This is a genomic window from Plantactinospora solaniradicis (assembly GCF_042658085.1).
GTDB classification, from domain to species: Bacteria; Actinomycetota; Actinomycetes; order Mycobacteriales; family Micromonosporaceae; genus Plantactinospora; species Plantactinospora solaniradicis.
The window spans coordinates 4,707-23,453 of sequence record NZ_JBHSPR010000008.1 but is presented as its reverse complement, the minus strand read 5'-3'; the positions used below and the strand labels follow the sequence as shown (position 1 = coordinate 23,453).

The following is an 18,747-nucleotide window of genomic DNA, read 5'->3' as shown; positions in this document are numbered from 1 at the left end:
CCCGCCAGGTCGCCCGCCACCTGCCCGTCAGGTGCCCGCCACCTGCCCGTCGGTGCCGGACCCGTGCCCGGACGTCGGCTTTGTGCCCCGCGACGCGAACGGCGATGGCGGGAGCGAGGATATCGGCGGAGCGATGTTCTGAATAAAGTTCAACCATGCAACAGCGACCGCTCGGCCGAAGCGGGCTGGCGGTTTCCCGGCTCGCGCTCGGCACCATGACCTGGGGTCGGGACACCGATGCGGATGACGCTGCCGCCCAGCTGAAGAGTTACCTGGACGCCGGGGGCAACCTCGTCGACACGGCCGACGTGTACAGCGACGGCGACGCGGAGGCGGTGATCGGCTCCCTGCTGGGCGCCCTGGTGCCCCGGGACGACCTGCTCATCGCCACCAAGGCCGGGCTCCGGCCGGGCGCCGCCCGCCGCCGGGACGGCTCCCGGGGCCACCTGCTGCGCACCCTCGACGCGTCGCTGCGCCGGCTGGGCACCGATCACGTGGACCTGTGGCAGGTGCACGGGTACGACCCGGCCACCCCGCTGGAGGAGACGCTGGCCGCGTTGGACCACGCGGTGGCCAGCGGCCGGGTCCGCTACGTCGGGGTCTCCAACTTCTCCGGCTGGCAGACCGCACAGGCGGCGACGTGGCAGGCGGCCTTCCCGGGGCGGGCTCCGGTGGTGGCGGCGCAGGTCGAGTACTCGCTGCTCGAACGGGGCATCGAGCGGGAGGTGCTGCCGGCCTGCGAGAGTCTGGGGCTCGGCGTGCTGCCCTGGTCGCCGCTGGGTCGTGGGGTGCTGACCGGGAAGTACCGGCACGGCCGCCCGGCCGACTCGCGGGCCGCCTCGGCGCACTTCGAGCGCTTCGTGGCCAGCTACCTGGAGCCGCGCTGCTCCAGCATCGTGGAGGCGGTGGCGACCGCGGCGGGCGGGCTGGGCGTGTCGCCGCTGGAGGTGGCCCTCGCCTGGGTCCGGGACCGGCCCGGGGTGGTCGCCCCGATCCTGGGTGCCCGTACGGTCGGCCAACTGCTCGGGGCGCTCCAGGTGGAGCGGATGACGTTGCCGGACGAGATCGCCCGCGCTCTCGACGACGTCTCGGCGGTGCCCGTGGGCTATCCGGAACGCGACAGCTGACCCGGAGCACCACGACCGGCGAGGAAAGGGACAGCCGACCCGAAATGGGACGAGAGATCTCCAGGCGTACGGGTCCCCGCGCCCGACCCAGCTCACCCCGGCGAAGGACTGGTGTCTCCCAGCCGGCGTGGGCAGGATAGAGGACATGGACTACGAATACGCGCCATTACGGTTACCGCCGAATGTCGACAGGATGACCGCGACGGCGCAACTGGCGATCCAAGCCGAATTCTCCGGCTGGGAGCTGGCCCGGGTACGACTGTTCCGCGACGGTACGCGGCAGGTGATGCTGCGGCGACGCGTCGTCAACCAGTCGCAACCGGGCCTCTCCTACTGACCGCCGGGCCGCCTCGCCCGGCCCCGCGCGCCAGCGGCCGGACCGCTGACACCTGGACGGGTCGACCCGACCCGGCGGATCGGTGCTACCGGGCCCGCTCGGGCTCCTCGTCGACGTCCGAGACGAACGGGTGCTCGTCCAGCCGACCGACGAGCCGGTCGTCCGCGCCCGGCGTGAACGGCCCGCTGCTGTCCTCGTCGTCGAACGACTCCAGATCGAGTGGAACGGTCACCTCGCTGACCATGACCACGCCGTCCAGGGGCTCCAGCTCGGGGATGTCCAGGGCACCGAGCGATCCGTCACCGGTCTGCAGCAGCTCCAGTACCGCCTCGCCGACGCCCTCGACCGCCGCCGCCTCCTCCTCGTCCGGCACACCGGCACGCCGGGCCGCCTGAGCCACCCGCAGCAGGGCGGCCACGCTGGGGACCCGGTAGTCACGCCGGTGGCGTACGGAGAGCACGAGCGGGTGCGGGTCGCCCGGCTCGGTGCCGTCGACGCCGCCGAGGCCCACCCCGTAGCGCTCGTCCGCCTCGTCGGGGTCGATCGCCTCCACGTCCCACGGCGTGACCTCGCCGAAGGCATCGAGCAGTTGCTCGTCGTAGTCGTACGACGCGTTGTTGAGCTCGACGTACGCCTGCCAGACGGCGTCGTCGTCGATCCGGCCCTCGGCGGCCCGGACCGCGGCAAGGTGCGCCCGGGCGGTCTCGATGACCCGTTCCAGGGCAACGTCCAGCTCGGCGTGCTGGTCGGTCATGGTGTGGCCTTTCCCTTCAGTGCGATGTTCACCAGCCCGCCGGACGACCGCCACGTGGGCGGTCGTCGACTCCGACGCGGGCCGAAATGGGTGGACCGGACGTTGGAATGCGTGGACCGGAGGTAGCTGAACCGGAAGTGGATGGATCGCCCAGGATGGTAGGTGGGTGCCGGGCGTCTGTGCCAGCCGGACGGGCGGTCAGCTCTGGCGCAGAAACCGGTCGAGCACCCGCACGCCGAACTGTAGTCCGTCGACCGGCACCCGCTCGTCAATGCCGTGGAAGAGCGCGGAGAAGTTCAGGTCGGCCGGCAGCCGCAACGGCGCGAAGCCGAAGCACCGGATGCCGAGCTTGGCGAACGCCTTGGCGTCGGTGCCGCCGGAGAGCATGTACGGCACCGGCCGGGCGCCCGGATCCTCGGCCCGCAGCGCCGCCCCCATCGCGGCCACGAGATCGCCGTCGAAGCTGGTCTCGAGCGCCGGCTGCCGCTGGATGTGCTCGATCTCGATGTCCGGCCCGACCACCTCGCGCAACTGCTCCAGGAAAATCTCGGCCTGGCCCGGCAGGCTCCGGCAGTCGATGGTGGCGCTGGCCCGGCTGGGGATCACGTTGTCCTTGTAGCCGGCGGCCAGCCGGGTCGGGTTGGCGGTGTTGCGGACCGTCGCGCCGATCAGATTGGCGATCGGACCGAGCTTGGCGATCGCCAACTCCGGATCGGTCGGGTCGAGTTCGATGCCGAGTGCCTCGGAAACCTGCTCCAGGAACGCCTGCACGGTCGGCGTGAGCACGATGGGGAACCGGTGCCGGCCGACCCGGGCGACCGCCTCGGCGAGCGCGGTGACGGCGTTGTCGTCGTGCACCATCGACCCGTGCCCGGGACGGCCCCGGGCGTGCAGCCGCAGCCACTCGAGCCCCTTCTCCGCGGTCTCGATCAGGTAGAGCCGGAGATCGGAGTTGACCGAGTAGGAGAAGCCGCCGACCTCGCCGATCGCCTCGGTGCAGCCGTCCAGCAGGTCGGGATGCTGGTCGACCAGGAAGTGCGCGCCGTACTCGCCGCCGGCCTCCTCGTCGGCGGTGAAGGCGAGGACGAGGTCGCGGGGTGGGCGTACCCCGGTGCGCTGCCAGTCCCGGACCACCGCGAGCACCATCGCGTCGAAGTCCTTCATGTCGATCGCGCCCCGGCCCCAGAGGTAGCCGTCGGAGATCTCGCCGGAGAACGGGTGCACCGACCATTCGCTGGCGTCGGCGGGTACGACGTCCAGGTGCCCGTGGACCAGCAGGGCCCCGCGGCTCGGGTCGGTGCCGGGGATCCGGGCGACCAGGTTGGTCCGGCCCGGTGCCGACTCGCGGACGTGCGCCTCGACGCCCACCTCGGCGAGCTTCTCCGCGACGTACTCCGCGGCCACCCGCTCGCCGGCGCTGGTCTCGGTGTCTCCGGTGTTGCTGGTGTCGATGCGGAGCAGGTCCCGGCACAGCTCGACGACGTCGTCGGTGGCGCTCGGGTGGGCGGACGCGGACTGGCTACTCATGCGGTTCTTCATACCAGCCGGCCGTCCCCGGGTATCCGCCCGACCCACCCTCGGGTTTCGCCGTCCGGGGCCGGGGGTACCTGCGCGTTGTCCACGGAGCAGCGTCGGTCGATCCAGCGGCGGTGGATCCGGGACCAGCCTGTAAGGAGGCCAACGTGACCCTGCCCCTGCCCCCGCTACCCCCGACCGGTGAGGACGAGGACTACCGGCCCGGCGGGCGCAGCATGGTGGAACTGCTCGCCGAGGAGCACGACCAGATCGTCGCGCTCTGCGGGGAGCTGACCGACGACGTCGCGCCCGAGCGACGCAGTCAGGTCGCCGAGGTGCTGACCGCCACCGTTGCCCGGCACCTGTCCGGTGAGGAGCAGTACCTCTACCCCACCGTCCGGAGCGCGTTGCCCGACGGCGGGCCGCTGGCCGACCGGGAGATCGCCGCGGACAACGAGATGCTGCGTACGCTCCGGGAACTCTCCAGCGTCACGCCGACGGAAACCCGGTTCGACCAGCTCGCCGGCGAGGTCGCCGGACAACTGCTCCGGCACGCCGAGACGGCGTCGCGCCAGATCTTCCCGGCCCTGCGGTCCGCGGCCAGTGACGCCGACCTGATCCGGCTGGGCAACCGGGTGGAGATCGCCGAGGAGGCCGCGCCGACCAGGCCGCATCCGGCCGCCCCGGCCACCCCGCCGTGGAACCGCGTCGTCGAGCCCGCCCTCGGCGTGGTCGACAAGGTCCGGGACGCGGTGAGCGGCCGACCCACGTACGTCGACGACCTCACCCCGCCGCCACCGGCGACGTGACTGTCGAACGAGTGTCATGATCGGCCCAGCCCGGCGCGTTCCCGCGTCGGGCCGGTCGGCGTACCGACGCGCGGCGCGGGTGTGTCGGGCCGGATCGGGCCGGCCGAGGACGACGGTGGACGGGTGGTGGCGGTGCGAGACGCGATAGTGGTCCGGGGCGGCTGGGACGGCCACGTTCCGGTGCCGGCGACCGAGTTGTTCATTCCGTTCCTGCGCGGGCAGGGCTTCGAGGTGGAGGTCCACGACGATCTGGCGGTCTACGCCGATCCGGACCGGATGGCCGCCGCCGACCTGGTGGTGCAGTGCTGGTCGATCGGGACCGTCACCGACGAGCAGGCGGCGGGACTGATCGCGGCGGTCCGCGCCGGCACCGGATTCGCGGGCTGGCACGGCGGGATCGTTGGCGCGTTCCACCACAACGCGTACCACCAGCTCACCGGCGGTGTCTTCGTGCACCATCCGGCCGGGTTCGTCGACCACGAGCTGACGGTGCTGCCGGACCGGGCCGAGCACCCGATCGTCCGGGAGATCGGTTCGGTCCGTCTGCACACCGAGAAGTACTGGGTGCTCACCGACCCGCTCAACGACGTACTGGCCACGGTGACGTTCGACCCGGGGCCGGACGCGGACGTGCCGCCGGCGGCGGACGGGACGCCGACGGCGACGCCGTGGCGGCAGTCCGTCACCCTGCCGGCCGTGTGGACCAGATCGTGGGGCGCGGGCCGGATATTCGTCTCGACGGTCGGCCACAAGCTCGACGACCTGACGCTTCCGCCGATCCGGACGATCACCGAACGAGGGCTGCTCTGGGCTGCCCGTCAGAAATAGGTGTCCGTTCGGTCGCAGTTTGGGTTTCCTTTGGGGGATCTTTCACTAGCCAAAGGTCTTCCCGTGAATCCCTTTCGGGTCCTACCGTCACGCTATGAACCTGGAGCTGCGGCACCTCAAGGTGGTCTGCGCGATCGCGGAGACGGGCAGCGTGACGAAGGCGGCCTCGACCCTCGGGCTGGCGCAGCCCGCCCTCACGGCACAGCTCCAGCGCATCGAGCGCACTCTCGGCGGACCGCTGTTCGAGCGGGACCGGCGGGGCGCCCGACCCACCGCGCTGGGCGAGCTGGTGTTGGCCCGGGCCCGGGTCCTGCTGCCCGCGATGAAGGGCCTACAGGACGAGGCCGCCCGACTCGCGGGCACGGGCGCGGCGCTGACCCGGTTCCGGTTCGGCGGGGTGAACAGCCCGATCCTCGGCGGGCTGGTGCACAGGCTGGCCGCCGACCAGCCGCACGCGCAGATCAGCACCTTCGCGTCCTGGTCGGTCGACGAGCTGGCCCAGATGGTGCTCAGCGGACGGCTCGACTACGTCCTCTCGGGCGTCTGCGGCGACGCCACCCCGTCGGCGGAGTTCGGCCTCACCTGGCGGGCGGTGGCGAACGACGCGGTCTTCGTCCTCCTGCCCGAGGCGCATCCGCTGGCCTCCCACGACGAGGTGCACCTGGCCGACCTGGCCGAGGAACGCTGGGCGGCGGCGCCCGGCGACGGTTGCTTCGCCGACTGCTTCGCCGCGTCCTGTGCCCGAGCCGGATTCACGCCACGGAAGATCTACGAGACCGACATCCGCAGCTGCATCGACCTGGTCGAGGCGGGCGAGGCGGTCGCGCTCGCACAGGCGACCTTCCGGCCGGTGTCGGGCCTGGTCACCCGCCCGCTGGCCAACACGCCCCTGCGCTGGCGGCTCCTGCTCGGCTGGCATCCGGACGCACCGGCGGCTGCGATCGCCGACCGGGTACTCGCACAGGCCATCGCCGCCTACACCGACTCGCTGTCCCGTAACCCGCACTACCTGGCCTGGCTGGCCCGCAATCCCAGCTTCGGCCCCCAGGACCTGGCCGCCGCCTGACGGTCAGCCGGGGGTGACCCGGCGGGCCAGCCGCCACCAGATCGCGAGTTGGGCCAGTGCCAATGCCAGGCTGAACGGCAGCAGGGTCCACACTCCGGTGGCCTGGGCGATCGCGCCGGCCAGCCACGGGAACACCGCCCCACCGACCACCGAGACCCCGTTCAGGACACCGATCGCCGTGGCTACCAGCCGGGCCGACGTCAGGCGCGGCACCATCGCCATGGCGGTCGGGAAGATCGGGCCCAGGAAGAAGCCCAACAGCACCAGGCCGACGCTGGCCAGCGCCGGAACGGGCGACAACCACGTCAGTACGGCGCTCGCCGTGACACCGGTCAGGGAGGCGGTCATGGTGCCCGCCGGGGTCAGCCCGATCCGGACGGCGATCGGGCTGATCAGGAACCGGCCCACGGTCAATCCGAGCCAGTACCCGCTGACGGTGTACCCGGCGAGCACGGCCTGCTGCCCGTACCCGTCCACCAGCAGGCTGAAGCCCCAGTCGCCCACACTCATCTCGAGCCCTACGTAGACGGTCAGGAACACCGCTCCCAGCAGCACCGCCGGCTGGCGTAGGGCGGTGCCGAGCAGGCCGCCGCCGGCTGCCCGGGATCCCCGCACCGCCGGCTCTCCGGTGCCGTCCCCGGTCCGGAACCCGGTGTCGGCCCCGGCGCCGTCCCGGCCGTCGTCCGGCCGGGCACGCGCCGGGTACGACAGCAGGAAGCCGGCGACCAGTGGCAGAGACGCCAGCGCGAGCACCAGCCACACCGCCGTCCAGGGCAGCGTGCGCAGCATCCAGGCGGCCAGTGCGGGCCCGAGCAGCGCACCCACCCCGAAGAACGCGTGCAGCCGGTTGAGCAGCGTCGTCGCTCCGGGCAGTTCGCTGAGGTACGCGTTGAGCACCGACTCCAGTACGCCGATGCCGTAACCGGCCACCACCTGCACCGCCACGAACGCCAGGAACGGTGGGCGGACCGCCGTGTAGAGCGCGGCCGCGACGAAGGCGCCCCCGCCGACGACCAGGGCGGCACGGGTGCCGAGGCGGTGCATCAACCCACCGGCGGTGATGCCGGCCAGCAGGAACCCGGCGGAGAACGTGAAGAAGGTGATCCCGACCGTGGCCTTGTTCACGCCGTAGTCGAGGATCTGGGCCGGCAACAGCACGCCGCCGACGCCGGCAGTCAGCCCCACCAGGACGAAGGCGGCGTACGCCACCAGGACCGCCGGACGTCGGCGCGCACCGGTGCTGGACAAACACGTCTCCTCGATGGCTGTCCTACCCGGGCCGGTGCGGACGCCGACGTCGACCACCGCGGCGCTGGCCCTCCCGGAGGTGGCAACCTTCCAGGCGCGGTATGAGCTAGGCGGTATCTGGCTGGGTCGATTGCTGCCGGCTACCTTAACCATGTCCTACCCGATCCAGAACCGACGGTGTCGGTGGCGACCGTCCACATCGCCGCGACACCGCCGATCTGACCCCCGGTCGGCGGGGCACCGGCCACCGTGCGCCGTCCGGTTCCGGGCCGGGCGGCGCACGGGCCGCCACCCTCCCACCCGCTCCTGACGCCCCTCTGGTCCCGCTGCCCGGGTATCCGCCCCGGCGCCTGCCGGGCCCCTCGCCCGGACCGGGGATCCCGCCGGAGCTCCCTGAGGGTCGCGCTCGCCGGGGAGGACGGACCCGGGTCCGCGCCCGAGCAGGTATCTCCGCCCGGACCGGTGCGAACCGGCCCCGAGCGGGTACCGGTAACGGCATGACCGACCTCATCCCGCCCGAGGACGACGGGGAGACCGCACGACGGATCGCGGCCGCGCACACCGCCGCCTCCCGTGACGTGGAAGCCTTCCTGCGTCGGGTTCCGACGCTGCCCACGCCGGAGGACGTCGCCGAGTACGCCGCCCTGCTGGCCCGGGAGGAGGCGATCCGTACCGAACGCACCGACGCCGCCGAGGCGGCCGGGCTGGGGGTGTCCACCATCGGTGGCGAGTAGGCCCACGCGTCGACGACCTCTCCGGTGTACGCACCGGAGAGGTCGGTCGGGGTCAGCAGCGCCGGCAGCAGCGCCGCTGTCGGGCTACGGCTGGCGTCGGTAGGTCGTGGTCGTGTTCGGCTCGATCAGCGGGTCGTGCCCGAGGTCGAGCAGCGCCCGGCGCCAGTCCTCGTCGGTCACACCGACGGCCGGACGGGTGTCGACCAGATCCTGGATCTCGCTCACCGTCTCCCGCATAACCTGGATGTCGTCGCTGGTGAGGTCGACCTTGCGCTTGCCCAGGATGGCGAGGATCCGCCGGCCGGGTTCGGGCAGCCCGAGGTCCGGATCGGAACCGAACGCCTGCTCGCCGGAGCCCTGGGTGAGCAGCCAGCTCCGCAGTTGGTCCGAGGTGACGTTGACGCGACTGTGGAAGTCCTGCCACAGCTGCTCCACCTCCGGCTCCACCCGTTGTTGCCGAGCCATCACGCTTCCTCCTCCTCCGACGGCGGCGCGGCGGGCGCCGGCTCCTTCTCCGCGGCCTTGCGTCGACCCGGGGCCGACGGGGGCGGCGCCGGCTTGGGCACGGCGGACGGTGGACGCAGTACCGCGTCGGTCTTGGCGCTCTTCTCGCGGTTCTCCTCGGGCTGGCTCACGTTGGACTCCTCTCCTCGAGCCGGCCGCCAGCGGCGAACACCACCCGGCTTCCCGGCCACCGCCTTCGCTGACGTCCCGGCCGTCGCCGCCTCACCGTCCTGCGGAGAGGGCGGCCGGACTCCGGCCTCCGGACCGTTCGCCGGTGGACACGTCGAAGGTCAGCTCGCCGTTCCGGGCACCGACCGTGACCCGTTGACCCGGTACGAGTGTTCCGTCGAGCAGCATCCGGGACAGTCGGTTGTCGACCTCCCGCTGGATCGTCCGGCGCAACGGGCGGGCCCCGAACTCCGGCTGGTAGCCGTGCTCGGCGAGCCAGTCCACACCCTCGGCGGTGAAGTCGACCCCGATGTCCTGGGCGTGCAGTCGTCGCCGGGTGTCCTCCAGCAGCAGTTCGGTGATCTGGCGCAACTGCTCGCTCTCCAGCCGCCGGAAGATGATCACCTCGTCGATCCGGTTGAGGAACTCCGGCCGGAACGACTCCTGCAGCCGGCGCATCAGCCGCTCCCGCAGCTCGGTGTTCTCCTCCTCGGCACCGCCCTCGACGCCGCCACCGAAGCCGACGCTGCGCTGGGTACCGGTGATCAGCTCCGAGCCGAGATTGCTGGTCATGATCAGTACGCTGTTGCGGAAGTTCACCGTACGACCCTGGCTGTCGGTGAGCCGGCCGTCGTCGAGCACCTGCAACAGGATGTTGAACACGTCGGGATGCGCCTTCTCGATCTCGTCGAGCAGCACCACGGCGTACGGGCGGCGGCGTACCGCCTCGGTGAGCTGGCCGGCCTCCTCGTACCCGACGTAGCCGGGCGGGGCACCGACCAGTCGACTCACGGTGTGCCGCTCCTGGAACTCGCTCATGTCCAGCCGGATCATCCGGTCCGACTCGCCGAACAACGCCTCGGCCAGCGCCCGGGCCAACTCGGTCTTTCCCACCCCGGTCGGCCCGAGGAACATGAAGCTACCCATCGGCCGGTCCGGGTCGGCGAGCCCGGTCCGGGACCGCCGTACCGCCTCGGCGACCGCGCCCACCGCGTCGTCCTGGCCGACCACCCGCTCGTGCAGGTGCCCCTCCAGCCGCAGCAGCCGGTCCCGCTCCTCCTCGGTGAGCTGGCTGACGGGGATGCCGGTGGCCCGGGACACCACCTCGGCGATGTCCTGCGGCCCCACCTCCGGCACGGAGGACTGGCCGCCGTTGCCGTTGGCCGCCTCCAACCGGTCGCGTACCTCCTGGAGTCGGTCCCGCAGCTCGGATGCCCGCTCGTACTGCTCGTCGGCGACCGCCTGGTCCTTCTCCCGGCGGACCTCCTCGAGTTCCTGCTCCAGTTCCCGTACGTCACCGGCCGGAGTGCGGGTACGCAGCCGGACCCGGGCACCCGCCTGGTCGAGCAGGTCGATCGCCTTGTCCGGCAGGAACCGGTCGGTGAGGTACCGGTCGGAGAGTTCGGCGCAGGCGATCAGTGCCTCGTCGGTGAACCGGACCTGGTGGTGGGCCTCGTAGCGGTCCCGCAGCCCGCGCAGGATGGCCACGGTGTCGTCGACGGTGGGCTCCGGCACCAGCACCGGCTGGAACCGCCGGGCCAGCGCGGCGTCCTTCTCGATGTTCCGGCGGTACTCGTTGAGCGTGGTGGCGCCGACCACCCGCATGTGGCCCCGGGCCAGCGCCGGTTTGAGCATGTTGCTGGCGTCCATCCCGCCCTCGGCACCGGCCCCGCCCGCGCCGACCAGCGTGTGCAGTTCGTCGAGGAAGATGATCAAGTCGTCGCCGTGTGCCCGGATCTCGTCGATGACCTTCTTCAGCCGTTCCTCGAAGTCGCCCCGGTAGCGGGTGCCCGCGACCAGCCGGGCGAGGTCCAACTGGACCACCCGCTTGCCGATCAGCGTCTGCGGCACGTCCCCGTCGGCGATCCGTTCGGCGAGCCCCTCGACGATGGCGGTCTTGCCCACCCCGGCCTCGCCGATCAGCACCGGATTGTTCTTGGTCCGGCGGGACAGGATCTCGACCGCCTGCTCGATCTCGTCGGCCCGGCCGATCACCGGGTCGATCTCGTCCGCCCGGGCCAGATCGGTCAGGTCCTGGCCGTACTGGTCCAGCGTCGGGGTACCCCGGTCCGGCGTGCCGCCGTTCCCGCCCCCGCCGGCGCTCGCGGCCTGGAGTGACTGGGGCTGGATCCGACCCGCGGCGAGCATCCGGCCGGCCGGCGACTCCGGGTTGAGCGGCAGGGCCATCAGGATGTGCTCCGGCCCGATGTACGACGCGCTCATCGCCCGGGAGAGCTGGTGGGCGTCGAGCAGCGCCCGCTTCGCGGCCGGGGTGAGGGACATGTTCGACGGGACCTGGCCGTGCTTGGCGGGCCGGTCCACCCGCTGCTCGCCGCCGAGCGCGCCGAGCAGGGTTTCCGGGTCGGCTCCGGCCCGGGTGAGCAGGTCCCGCAGCGGTTCCCGTTGCAGTGCCGCCCAGAGCAGGTGGTCGGTGTCCAGGTCACTGCTGTTCGCCTGCGCCGCCCGACGCGCCGCGTCGGCGAGCAGTTCCCGCGCGTCCGCGGTCATCAGCCTGGTGATGTCCACCCGCTGCCCCTGCCGGCGGTTTTCGCCGCGGCCGAAGTACCGGGCCAGGAACTCGTCCCACGGGTCGGGGCCGAGGTCGCCGGGTCCCTGGGTCATCTCTTGTCCCCCTCACGGGCGCGGGCACTGGCGTCACCTGGGCTACCCGGCGGAAGGCCCGACAAACGCGGCGTAACGGCGGGTGAGGCACCGCGCCGGCGGGCGTGACGGCAGCCTGGCGGCGCCCGGGCGGCAGCGTGGCAACGCCGGGGGCGGCAGCGTGGCAACGCCGGGGGCGGCAGCGTGGCGGCGATCACGGGCGGACCGGGATGGCAGGCTGGGCGGATGACAGCCGAGCCGCTCCTCGTCGTGGACGCCGCCAACGTCGTGGGATCGAGGCCGGACGGCTGGTGGCGGGACCGGGCGGCGGCCACGGCCCGCCTGCGCGACCGGCTGGCGCCGCTGCGGGCGGGCGGCCTACCCGGACTGCCGCCGCCGGTCGAGGTGGTGCTCGTGGTGGAGGGGGTGGCCCGGCGGGTCGCCGGCACCGACGAGGTCCGGGTGGTCGCGGCGGAGGGCTCCGGCGACGACGCGATCGTGGACCTGGTCCGTGCGGAGGCCGCCGATCGGAGCTGCGTCGTGGTCACCTCCGACCGCGAGCTGCGGGCCCGGGTCGCCGCGCTCGGCGCCGAGGTACGCGGGCCGCGCTGGCTGGCATTGCCGGTCGAGCCGGCCTCGAACGACTGAGGATCGCCTGAAAGTTGCACCGCTGAGCGGCGTATCCGGCTTCCGGCCAGAGAAGTGTCGGAGATCCGACTCTGTAGTCGGACGGTGGCACAAAGTGGGAGGAAGCTCGGCGTCCAGCCGCTGTCGACCGATCTAGCTGGGAACGGTCAGGCGGGCAGCAAACGCCCAGGGGCCTGAGAACCGCTCATCGGGATAAGCTCTAATAAGAGCCCTCCCAGCCCCCAGGAGGTTTCGCCGTGGCGAGCGTTGCCGAGCTGAAAGCGGCCATCGATGCCGCCCTGCAGCAGATCGGCGACGGCCAGGCTGCGGTGCAGGCCGCCAGCGACAAGCTGGCCGAGGCGCAGCAGACCCTGGCCGGGGCCCTGGAGGGCAGTGGCCACTCCACAGTGGATGCCGCACAGGCGTCACTCTCGCAGGCCGCCCAGGAACTGGAGGAATGCCTCGCCGCGACGCTCGCCGCCGTCGAGCACGCCCAGCTCTACGTATCGACGCTCTGACGACGGATGTCCATCATCGAGGAACTGGGAGCCCAGGTACGGGCGACGTCCGACGAACTGCCCGTCGACCTGGTGATCAAGGCGCTCGACCACCTCAAGCTCGCCTCCGAGCGGCTGCGGTGGGTCCGGCAGGAGTCGTCCGACCCGATGGGCGTGCCCGAACTGTCCGCCGCGACCGAGCACGCGGAGACCGCCGGTTCCGCGCTGCGGCTCGCCCAGGACCAGTTGGCGACGTACCTGGCCGCGATCGGTCTGGCCCGCGACGGCGCCCCCGCCGCCACCCCGGGCCGGCGGCCCGCCGCCCCCGGCGCCCCGGCCGCGGACAAGCCCACCGGACCCGCCCGGCGCGGCGTTCCCGCACCGACCGGCGGCTGGTGGTCGGTGCGGGTCGCCGAACTGTTCGGCCGGCACGGCACCCCGGCCCCCAAGCCGAACCAGGAGATCACCGACGCGGAGGAGTTGCTGCGCCGGGTGACCAGCGACGTCCGCTCCGGCGACCACGGTCGGCTGCACACCGAACTGCGGGGCGTGGAGGCCAACATCGGGCTCGGACTGGCCTCGGTGGCCCCGCCGGTGCTGCGCGACCTGGCCACCGAACTGCTCGGCCACCCGCCCCGGGCGGCGGACCTGCCGCGGCTGCGCCGTGAGGTCACCGGGCAGGTGCGGGACCTCGTGCCGAACCTGCCACCGGGGGTGCTCGACACGTTGCTCAGTCGGGTCTGCCGGATGCCACCGCCGAAGGATCCGGTGGAGCAGCCACATCCGGCCGATCCGGCGGTCGCGGCCGGCGTACTCACCGGCCTGCTCATGCGCCGGCTCGGCCTGGACCAGCGCCCGGTCACCGCTCGCGCCCCCCGGGACACCCATGCCTGACCTCCGGACCCAACTGGTCACCCGGGTCCGCACCATGCTGTCGCACGCGCTGGGCGCGTCCCGGGCCCGACTCACGGCGGCCCGGTCCGAACTCGGCACCGCGCAGGACCGGCTGCGGCGTACCCGGGACGCCGCCGGGCGGGTACCCGCCCGGGTCGGCGCGGAGCGGGACCGGCGGGTCGCCGACCTGGCCGACCGGTACGGCGACCAGATCTCCGGCCTCGCGGAGCGGGCCGCCCAGGCCGCCGCCCGGGAGGCCCCCGGTGCCGCCGGGGCGGACTGGCCCGGCTGGCAACCCACCCCGGTCGTCCGCGGCGAGGCTCCCGGGCCGCTGCGGATCGGCACGGTACGCCTGCCCGGCAGCGTTCCCGTGCCGGCACTCGTGCCACTGCTCGACGCGGGTCACGTACACCTGTCCGGGCCCGACCGGGCCGGCTGCGACGCGGTCGTCGCCGCCCTGCTGCTCCGCGCCCTCGGCCGCGCCACCCCCGGCGCGGTCCGGCTGGTCGGTTACGACCCGGAGCACCTCGGCGGCGGACTCGCCGGGTTCGCCCCGCTCTCCACCGCCGGCCTGCTGACCTTCGTCGGACCGGGCGGCCTGGCCCGGCTGCTCGACGACCTCGTCGACCAGATCCGCCGGATCAACGAGACGGTGCTCGCCGGGGAGTACGGATCACTGCGCGAGCTGGCGACGGCGACCGGACGGCGTCCCGAGCCGTGGCGGGTGGCGGTGCTGCTCGGCGGCGACGAGCTGTCCCGACACGAGCGCGGGCAGTTGGACCGGGTCGTCCGGACCGGAGCGGCCTGCGGGGTACACCTCGTGGTGCGCGGGATCGACCTGCCGGACGAGCCCACCGTGCACCGGGTGGTGGTGGCGGCCGACGGTACCCGGATGGACTCCTGCCCCGGGCTGACCGTACGCACCGATCCGGCGCCCCCGGCGGCGCTGGTCACCGAGACCTGTCGGGACGTCGCTACCCAGGTCAACGCCGGTCCGCCGCCGACGCCCTTCGCCGACCTGCTACCACCGGTCGACGCGATGTGGCGGGAGGACTCGGCGCACGGCCTCGTCGCACCGATCGGCGACGGCCCGCAGGGGCGGCCGGTGTCGCTGACCCTCGGCGACTACCCACCGCACGCGCTGATCGGCGGCCCCTCCGGCACCGGCAAGACCAATCTGATCTTCGCCTGGATCGGCTCGCTGGCGGCCCGGTACTCCCCCGCCGAACTCGAGTTCTATCTGCTCGACTTCAAGGAGGGGGTGTCCTTCGCCCGGTTCGCCCAGGGCCGGCGGGATCCGAGCTGGCTGCCGCACATGCGGCTGGTCGGGATCAACGTCAACACCGACCGCGAGTTCGGGCTGGCCCTGCTGCGGTTCCTGGCCGAGGAGCTGCGCCGCCGGGCCGACGCCGCCAAGCGGCACGAGGTGACCAAGCTCGCCGAGTTGCGGGCGGTCGACCCGACGGGCCGCTGGCCCCGGATCGTCGCCGTGGTGGACGAGTTCCAGATGCTGCTGGCCGGTCGGGACGCGGTCGCCCGCGAGGCCGCCGACCTGCTGGAGGATCTGGCCCGGCGCGGCCGTTCCCAGGGCATCCACCTGGTGCTGGCCTCGCAGGACGTCCGGGGCATCGAGGCATTGTGGGGCCGCCCGGCACTGGTCGCCCAGTTCACCCTGCGGATCGCGCTGCCCAAGGCGTTGCGGATCCTGGCCGAGCGCAACGACGCCGCGCAGTCGCTCCCCCGGCACCACGCCGTGGTCAACGCCGAGTCGGGGATGTCCGAGGGCAACCAGGTGGCGCGGATCCCGGCGGCCAGCGACTGGGGCACCTGGAGCGACCTGCAGCACCGGCTGTGGCGGATGCGCCCGCCGGACGCCGCCCCGGCCCGACTCTTCGACGGAGACGCGATTCCCCGACTGGAGGAGGCACCGGACTTCGTCGCGCTGCGTCCGCCGGGCGACCCCGACGGAATCCAAGCGGCCGTTCCGCCCGGAGCCGACGGCGAGCCGGCCCACACCGGTGCCCCGGCCCACACCGGCGCCCCGGGCCACACCGGCGCCCCGGCCCCCAGGGGTGCCCCGGGTCCGCCGGACGGCGGGCCGAACCGCTCCGGCAGTAGCCCGAACCGGGGCGCGGGCGGCGCCGACCGCAGCGGCGGTGGCGTCCGGGGACCGGTCGCGCTGCTCGGCGAGATCATCGACGTGCAGGCACGGTCGGCCGGGATGCGGCTGCCCCGCGCGCCCGGCCGGAACCTGGCGGTGCTCGGCACCGGGGTCGACGAGGCGTGCGCCGTGCTGGACGCGGCCGCCCGGTCCCTGCGGCGCCAGCACCGGCCCGGCACCGCACGGTTCTCGATCGCCTGTCTCGACCCGGACGCGGACACCGCCGCCCGGTCGCTCTACGACGCGCTGGGCACCGACGCCTCCTGGTACGAGGAGGAGGACATCGGCGAGCTGATGGCCGAGACAGCGAACGGGCTGGGCCACGGCGGCACCGTGGGCGAGCCGCACTACCTGCTCCTCTACGCGGTGGACGCGGCCGCCAGCCAGCTCTCCGGCACCGTCGGCGGGCGGTCCGGGCTGGAGCACCTGCGGCATGTCCTGCACAACGGCCCGGAGCGGCGTACCCACACCCTGGCCTGGTGGCGTGGGGTTGCCCGGATGCGGGTGGACCTCGGCGGGCCGGCGTCCCGGACCGATCAGATCGGTGCCTGGGTGGCGCTGGACGTCCAGGGAGCCGAACTCACCTCGGCGCTGTACCCGGGACCGGGCGGTGGCCCCGACTGGTACCCGCGGCCCTGGCGTGGGCTCTTCTTCGACCGCTCGGTGCACCGCACCGGCCAGGTGATCATTCCCTACGGACCCTCACGATGACCGACCATCCGGAGCAGAACGACTCCTCCACCCGCCCGACTGACTCCCCGCCGCAGTCGACCGGCACGTACGACCGGTCGATCCGGGAACTCGCCGAGGTGACCCGGCAGGCCGAGGCCGAGCGGGCCGAGGCGGACACCTGGTACGAGCGCCAGTGCGCCGCCGCCACCCGGGCCGTCCGGGACGCGGAGCACTCCGTACGGCGGGCCGAGGCGGAGGTGGCGGCCGCCCAGGAGGAGGTCGACGGCACCGAGGCCGAGGTGATCCATCTCTGGAGCACGCTGCGTGGCCACCTGGGGGCGGCCGACCGGCGGATCGGCGAGCCTCCGGTGCCGCAGGGCGGTGCTCCGGCCGACGCCGAGGCGCTGCTCGACGGGGTCCGTGAGCTGCTCGACCGTACCCGGAGGCCGGGCGAACTGCCGGGCGCGACGCGACCGTTGCTGGCGGCGTTCGGAGTGCTCGGCGCGGCCGGCGCGTACGCCCTCGGGGTCGCCGCCCGGGCCGTCGGCGCCCGGTACGGCGGTGACCTGGCGGTGGCGATGCCGGTGCTCGCGCTGCTGGTGACGCTGCTCGGGCCGGTGGTCGGGCTGGCACCGGCGAGGGTGCTCGCCGACCGGCGACACGCCGGCCTGGACGTCCGGGCGGTGCTGGTGGTGGTCGGCGCCGGCCTGCTCACCACCGGCGCGCTCTTCGCGCTGCTCCGCTGACCGCCGCCGCTCGCCGCGAGTACGGAGCGGTTAAGAGGGGACCCTTCCTATACAGAAAACGATAAGAAGGGGCCCTTCCTTTCAGGCGGGCACGGCCACCGCCTCGCGGAGCAGCCGGCGGGCCAGCACGATCCGGTCGGCGTCGTCGTCGAGGCCGGGCAGGTCGCCGACCCGGGACACCCCGCCGGAGAGGAATGTCCGGACGGCGAGCGCGCACTGTCCGGGGAGGGTGATGGTGCGGTCGAAGAGGTGCAGGGCGACCTCGCCTTGGCCGGGGGCGCCGTCGGCGTCCGGGGCGGGGGCGCCGTCGGGGGCGGGGGATGGTGGCCGCAGTTGCCAGCGGAGGCCGTCGCGGGGGGCGAGTCGGGTGTCGGCGTCGACCGTGCTGATCGCCGCCGCCTGGGCCAGTGGGCGGATCGGCGCCGGTCGGGCCGCCGGCCAGGCACGGGCGCGCAGCCGGTCGGCGACGGCCGCCGGATCGACGCGGAGCAACCAGTCCCGTAGCGCCTCGACCGTCTCGGTCAGCTCCGGTTCGACCTGGTCGACGTCGGCGACGTCCACCCCGAACGGCAGCGACGCGCGCAGCCTGCGGTCCTCGGCGGCCAGGTCCAGCAGGGCCTCGACCATCGTGTAGCGGGTCAGCGCCCGGACGCCGACCGTCAGGTGCAGGCTGCTCTCGTCCTGGGCACGGGCGCTGTGCAGCCAGCCCCGGGGCAGGTAGAGAGCGTCCCCGGGGGCGAGCACCACGTCGAGTGCGGGAGGCCCTTCGGCGACCGCGGTCACCTCGTCGGCGCGCCCGCCCCACGGCTGCCGCTCCAGCGGCTCGGGGAGGACGGGCTCGTGAACCTGCCAGTGTTTGTGCCCGTCGACCTGGAGCACGAAGACGTCGTGGGTGTCGTAGTGGGTGCCGAATCCCTGGTTGCCGGCCGGGGTGAGGTAGGCGTTGACCTGTAGCGGCTGCCCGAGGGTCAGACTCAGCTCGCGGGTGAAGTCGATCAGGGGTGGCCAGGTCCGGTGCAGGCCCTGGAGCACCAGCGTGGCGCCGTCGGCGTAGAGGGCGAGGACACGCTCGTCGAGCACCTGGTCGGTGATCTCCGCCCCGGCTCCGCCGCTACCGGTGTACTGCCCGGTGGGCAGCACCTGCCCGTTCCGGGCCGCGCGGAGGAACGGGGTCCGCAGGCCGCGCCGGCTGAGCAGTTCGTCGGCGTCGGCCGGGCTGAGCAGATCGGTGAAGCCGTCCGGGTTGGCGAGTTCGGCGGCCCGGGACAGCAGTGCGGCCCGCCCCCAGTACGCGGCGGCGAACTTGGCCGGCTCGACGGCCACGCACCGGGCGAGTGCCGCGGGTCGGGCGGTGGTGGTACCGGCGGGTCGGGCGGTGGTGGTACCGGCGGGTCGGGCGGTGGTGGTACCGGCGGGTCGGGCGGTGGTGGTACCGGCGGGTCGCGCCGGGCGGCGGTCG

At 73.4% G+C, this 18,747-nt stretch carries 17 protein-coding genes and 1 pseudogene; 11 read left to right on the top strand and 7 right to left on the bottom strand.

Annotated features, from left to right (window positions below; translation table 11 throughout):
- Nucleotides 1–155: 155 nt before the first annotated feature.
- Nucleotides 156–1,127 carry an aldo/keto reductase gene (locus ACFP2T_RS09915; protein WP_377420001.1) on the top strand — a complete coding sequence of 324 codons (972 nt, stop codon included), beginning with the start codon at nt 156–158 and terminating at the stop codon, nt 1,125–1,127.
- A gap of 145 nt (nt 1,128–1,272) precedes the next feature.
- Nucleotides 1,273–1,464 carry a DUF5703 family protein gene (locus ACFP2T_RS09910; protein WP_377419999.1) on the top strand — a complete coding sequence of 64 codons (192 nt, stop codon included), beginning with the start codon at nt 1,273–1,275 and terminating at the stop codon, nt 1,462–1,464.
- Nucleotides 1,465–1,549: 85 nt separating this feature from the next.
- On the opposite strand, the gene ACFP2T_RS09905 is transcribed toward ACFP2T_RS09910, so the two are convergent.
- Both ACFP2T_RS09905 and ACFP2T_RS09900 read right to left on the bottom strand, forming a co-directional pair.
- Nucleotides 1,550–2,218: a hypothetical protein gene (locus ACFP2T_RS09905; protein ID WP_377419997.1), complete on the bottom strand. Its 669-nt coding sequence runs from the start codon at nt 2,216–2,218 to the stop codon at nt 1,550–1,552.
- A gap of 198 nt (nt 2,219–2,416) precedes the next feature.
- Nucleotides 2,417–3,745, bottom strand: coding sequence for a M20/M25/M40 family metallo-hydrolase (locus tag ACFP2T_RS09900; protein WP_377419995.1), 1,329 nt, complete (start codon nt 3,743–3,745; stop codon nt 2,417–2,419).
- 155 nt (nt 3,746–3,900) lie between these two features.
- On the opposite strand from ACFP2T_RS09900, the gene ACFP2T_RS09895 reads away from it, so the two are divergent.
- The 3 genes from ACFP2T_RS09895 (at nt 3,901) to ACFP2T_RS09885 (ending at nt 6,436) form a co-directional block, all read left to right on the top strand.
- Nucleotides 3,901–4,542, top strand: coding sequence for a hemerythrin domain-containing protein (locus ACFP2T_RS09895; RefSeq protein ID WP_377419993.1), 642 nt, complete (start codon nt 3,901–3,903; stop codon nt 4,540–4,542).
- An 81-nt stretch (nt 4,543–4,623) separates the two neighbouring features.
- Complete coding sequence (locus ACFP2T_RS09890) at nt 4,624–5,370, top strand: ThuA domain-containing protein (protein WP_377419991.1); 747 nt, start codon at nt 4,624–4,626, stop codon at nt 5,368–5,370.
- Between the two features lie 94 nt (nt 5,371–5,464).
- A complete protein-coding gene (locus ACFP2T_RS09885) occupies nt 5,465–6,436 on the top strand; it encodes a LysR family transcriptional regulator (RefSeq protein ID WP_377419988.1) in 972 nt (323 codons plus the stop codon).
- 3 nt (nt 6,437–6,439) lie between these two features.
- On the opposite strand, the gene ACFP2T_RS09880 is transcribed toward ACFP2T_RS09885, so the two are convergent.
- Entirely contained in the window at nt 6,440–7,684 is a 1,245-nt protein-coding gene (locus ACFP2T_RS09880; RefSeq protein ID WP_377419986.1) for an MFS transporter, read from the bottom strand.
- A gap of 497 nt (nt 7,685–8,181) precedes the next feature.
- Here ACFP2T_RS09880 and ACFP2T_RS09875 point away from each other — a divergent pair, with 497 nt between their 5' ends.
- Nucleotides 8,182–8,418, top strand: coding sequence for a hypothetical protein (locus ACFP2T_RS09875; protein WP_377419984.1), 237 nt, complete (start codon nt 8,182–8,184; stop codon nt 8,416–8,418).
- An 84-nt stretch (nt 8,419–8,502) separates the two neighbouring features.
- On the opposite strand, the gene ACFP2T_RS09870 is transcribed toward ACFP2T_RS09875, so the two are convergent.
- The 3 genes from ACFP2T_RS09870 to ACFP2T_RS09860 all read right to left on the bottom strand — a co-directional run bounded on the left by ACFP2T_RS09870 (nt 8,503) and on the right by ACFP2T_RS09860 (nt 11,712).
- The gene (locus ACFP2T_RS09870; protein ID WP_377419982.1) at nt 8,503–8,883 is read right to left on the bottom strand and encodes a DUF3140 domain-containing protein; all 381 of its coding nucleotides are present in this window, start codon (nt 8,881–8,883) and stop codon (nt 8,503–8,505) included.
- Nucleotides 8,883–9,053, bottom strand: a complete 171-nt coding sequence (locus ACFP2T_RS09865; RefSeq protein ID WP_377419980.1) for a hypothetical protein — start codon at nt 9,051–9,053, stop codon at nt 8,883–8,885. Before ACFP2T_RS09865 ends, ACFP2T_RS09870 begins: the two co-directional genes overlap by 1 nt.
- Nucleotides 9,054–9,144: 91 nt before the next feature.
- Complete coding sequence (locus ACFP2T_RS09860; protein WP_377419978.1) at nt 9,145–11,712, bottom strand: ATP-dependent Clp protease ATP-binding subunit; 2,568 nt, start codon at nt 11,710–11,712, stop codon at nt 9,145–9,147.
- 225 nt (nt 11,713–11,937) lie between these two features.
- Between ACFP2T_RS09860 and ACFP2T_RS09855 the strand changes: the two genes are divergently transcribed.
- The 5 genes and pseudogenes from ACFP2T_RS09855 (at nt 11,938) to ACFP2T_RS09835 (ending at nt 17,288) form a co-directional block, all read left to right on the top strand.
- Nucleotides 11,938–12,339, top strand: a complete 402-nt coding sequence (locus ACFP2T_RS09855; RefSeq protein WP_377419976.1) for a PIN domain-containing protein — start codon at nt 11,938–11,940, stop codon at nt 12,337–12,339.
- Nucleotides 12,340–12,575: 236 nt separating this feature from the next.
- On the top strand, nt 12,576–12,836 hold the full coding sequence (locus ACFP2T_RS09850; protein ID WP_107259179.1) for a hypothetical protein: 261 nt from the start codon (nt 12,576–12,578) through the stop codon (nt 12,834–12,836).
- A 6-nt stretch (nt 12,837–12,842) separates the two neighbouring features.
- Complete coding sequence (locus ACFP2T_RS09845; RefSeq protein WP_377419974.1) at nt 12,843–13,709, top strand: hypothetical protein; 867 nt, start codon at nt 12,843–12,845, stop codon at nt 13,707–13,709.
- Nucleotides 13,702–16,062: pseudogene (locus tag ACFP2T_RS09840) on the top strand (FtsK/SpoIIIE domain-containing protein); the annotation flags it as partial. The gene ACFP2T_RS09845 and the pseudogene ACFP2T_RS09840, both read left to right, overlap by 8 nt.
- 515 nt (nt 16,063–16,577) lie before the next feature.
- A complete protein-coding gene (locus ACFP2T_RS09835; RefSeq protein WP_377419972.1) occupies nt 16,578–17,288 on the top strand; it encodes a hypothetical protein in 711 nt (236 codons plus the stop codon).
- 81 nt (nt 17,289–17,369) lie between these two features.
- Here ACFP2T_RS09835 and ACFP2T_RS09830 read toward each other — a convergent pair whose 3' ends face one another.
- On the bottom strand, nt 17,370–18,611 hold the full coding sequence (locus ACFP2T_RS09830; protein WP_377420893.1) for a cupin domain-containing protein: 1,242 nt from the start codon (nt 18,609–18,611) through the stop codon (nt 17,370–17,372).
- Nucleotides 18,612–18,747: the final 136 nt, after the last annotated feature.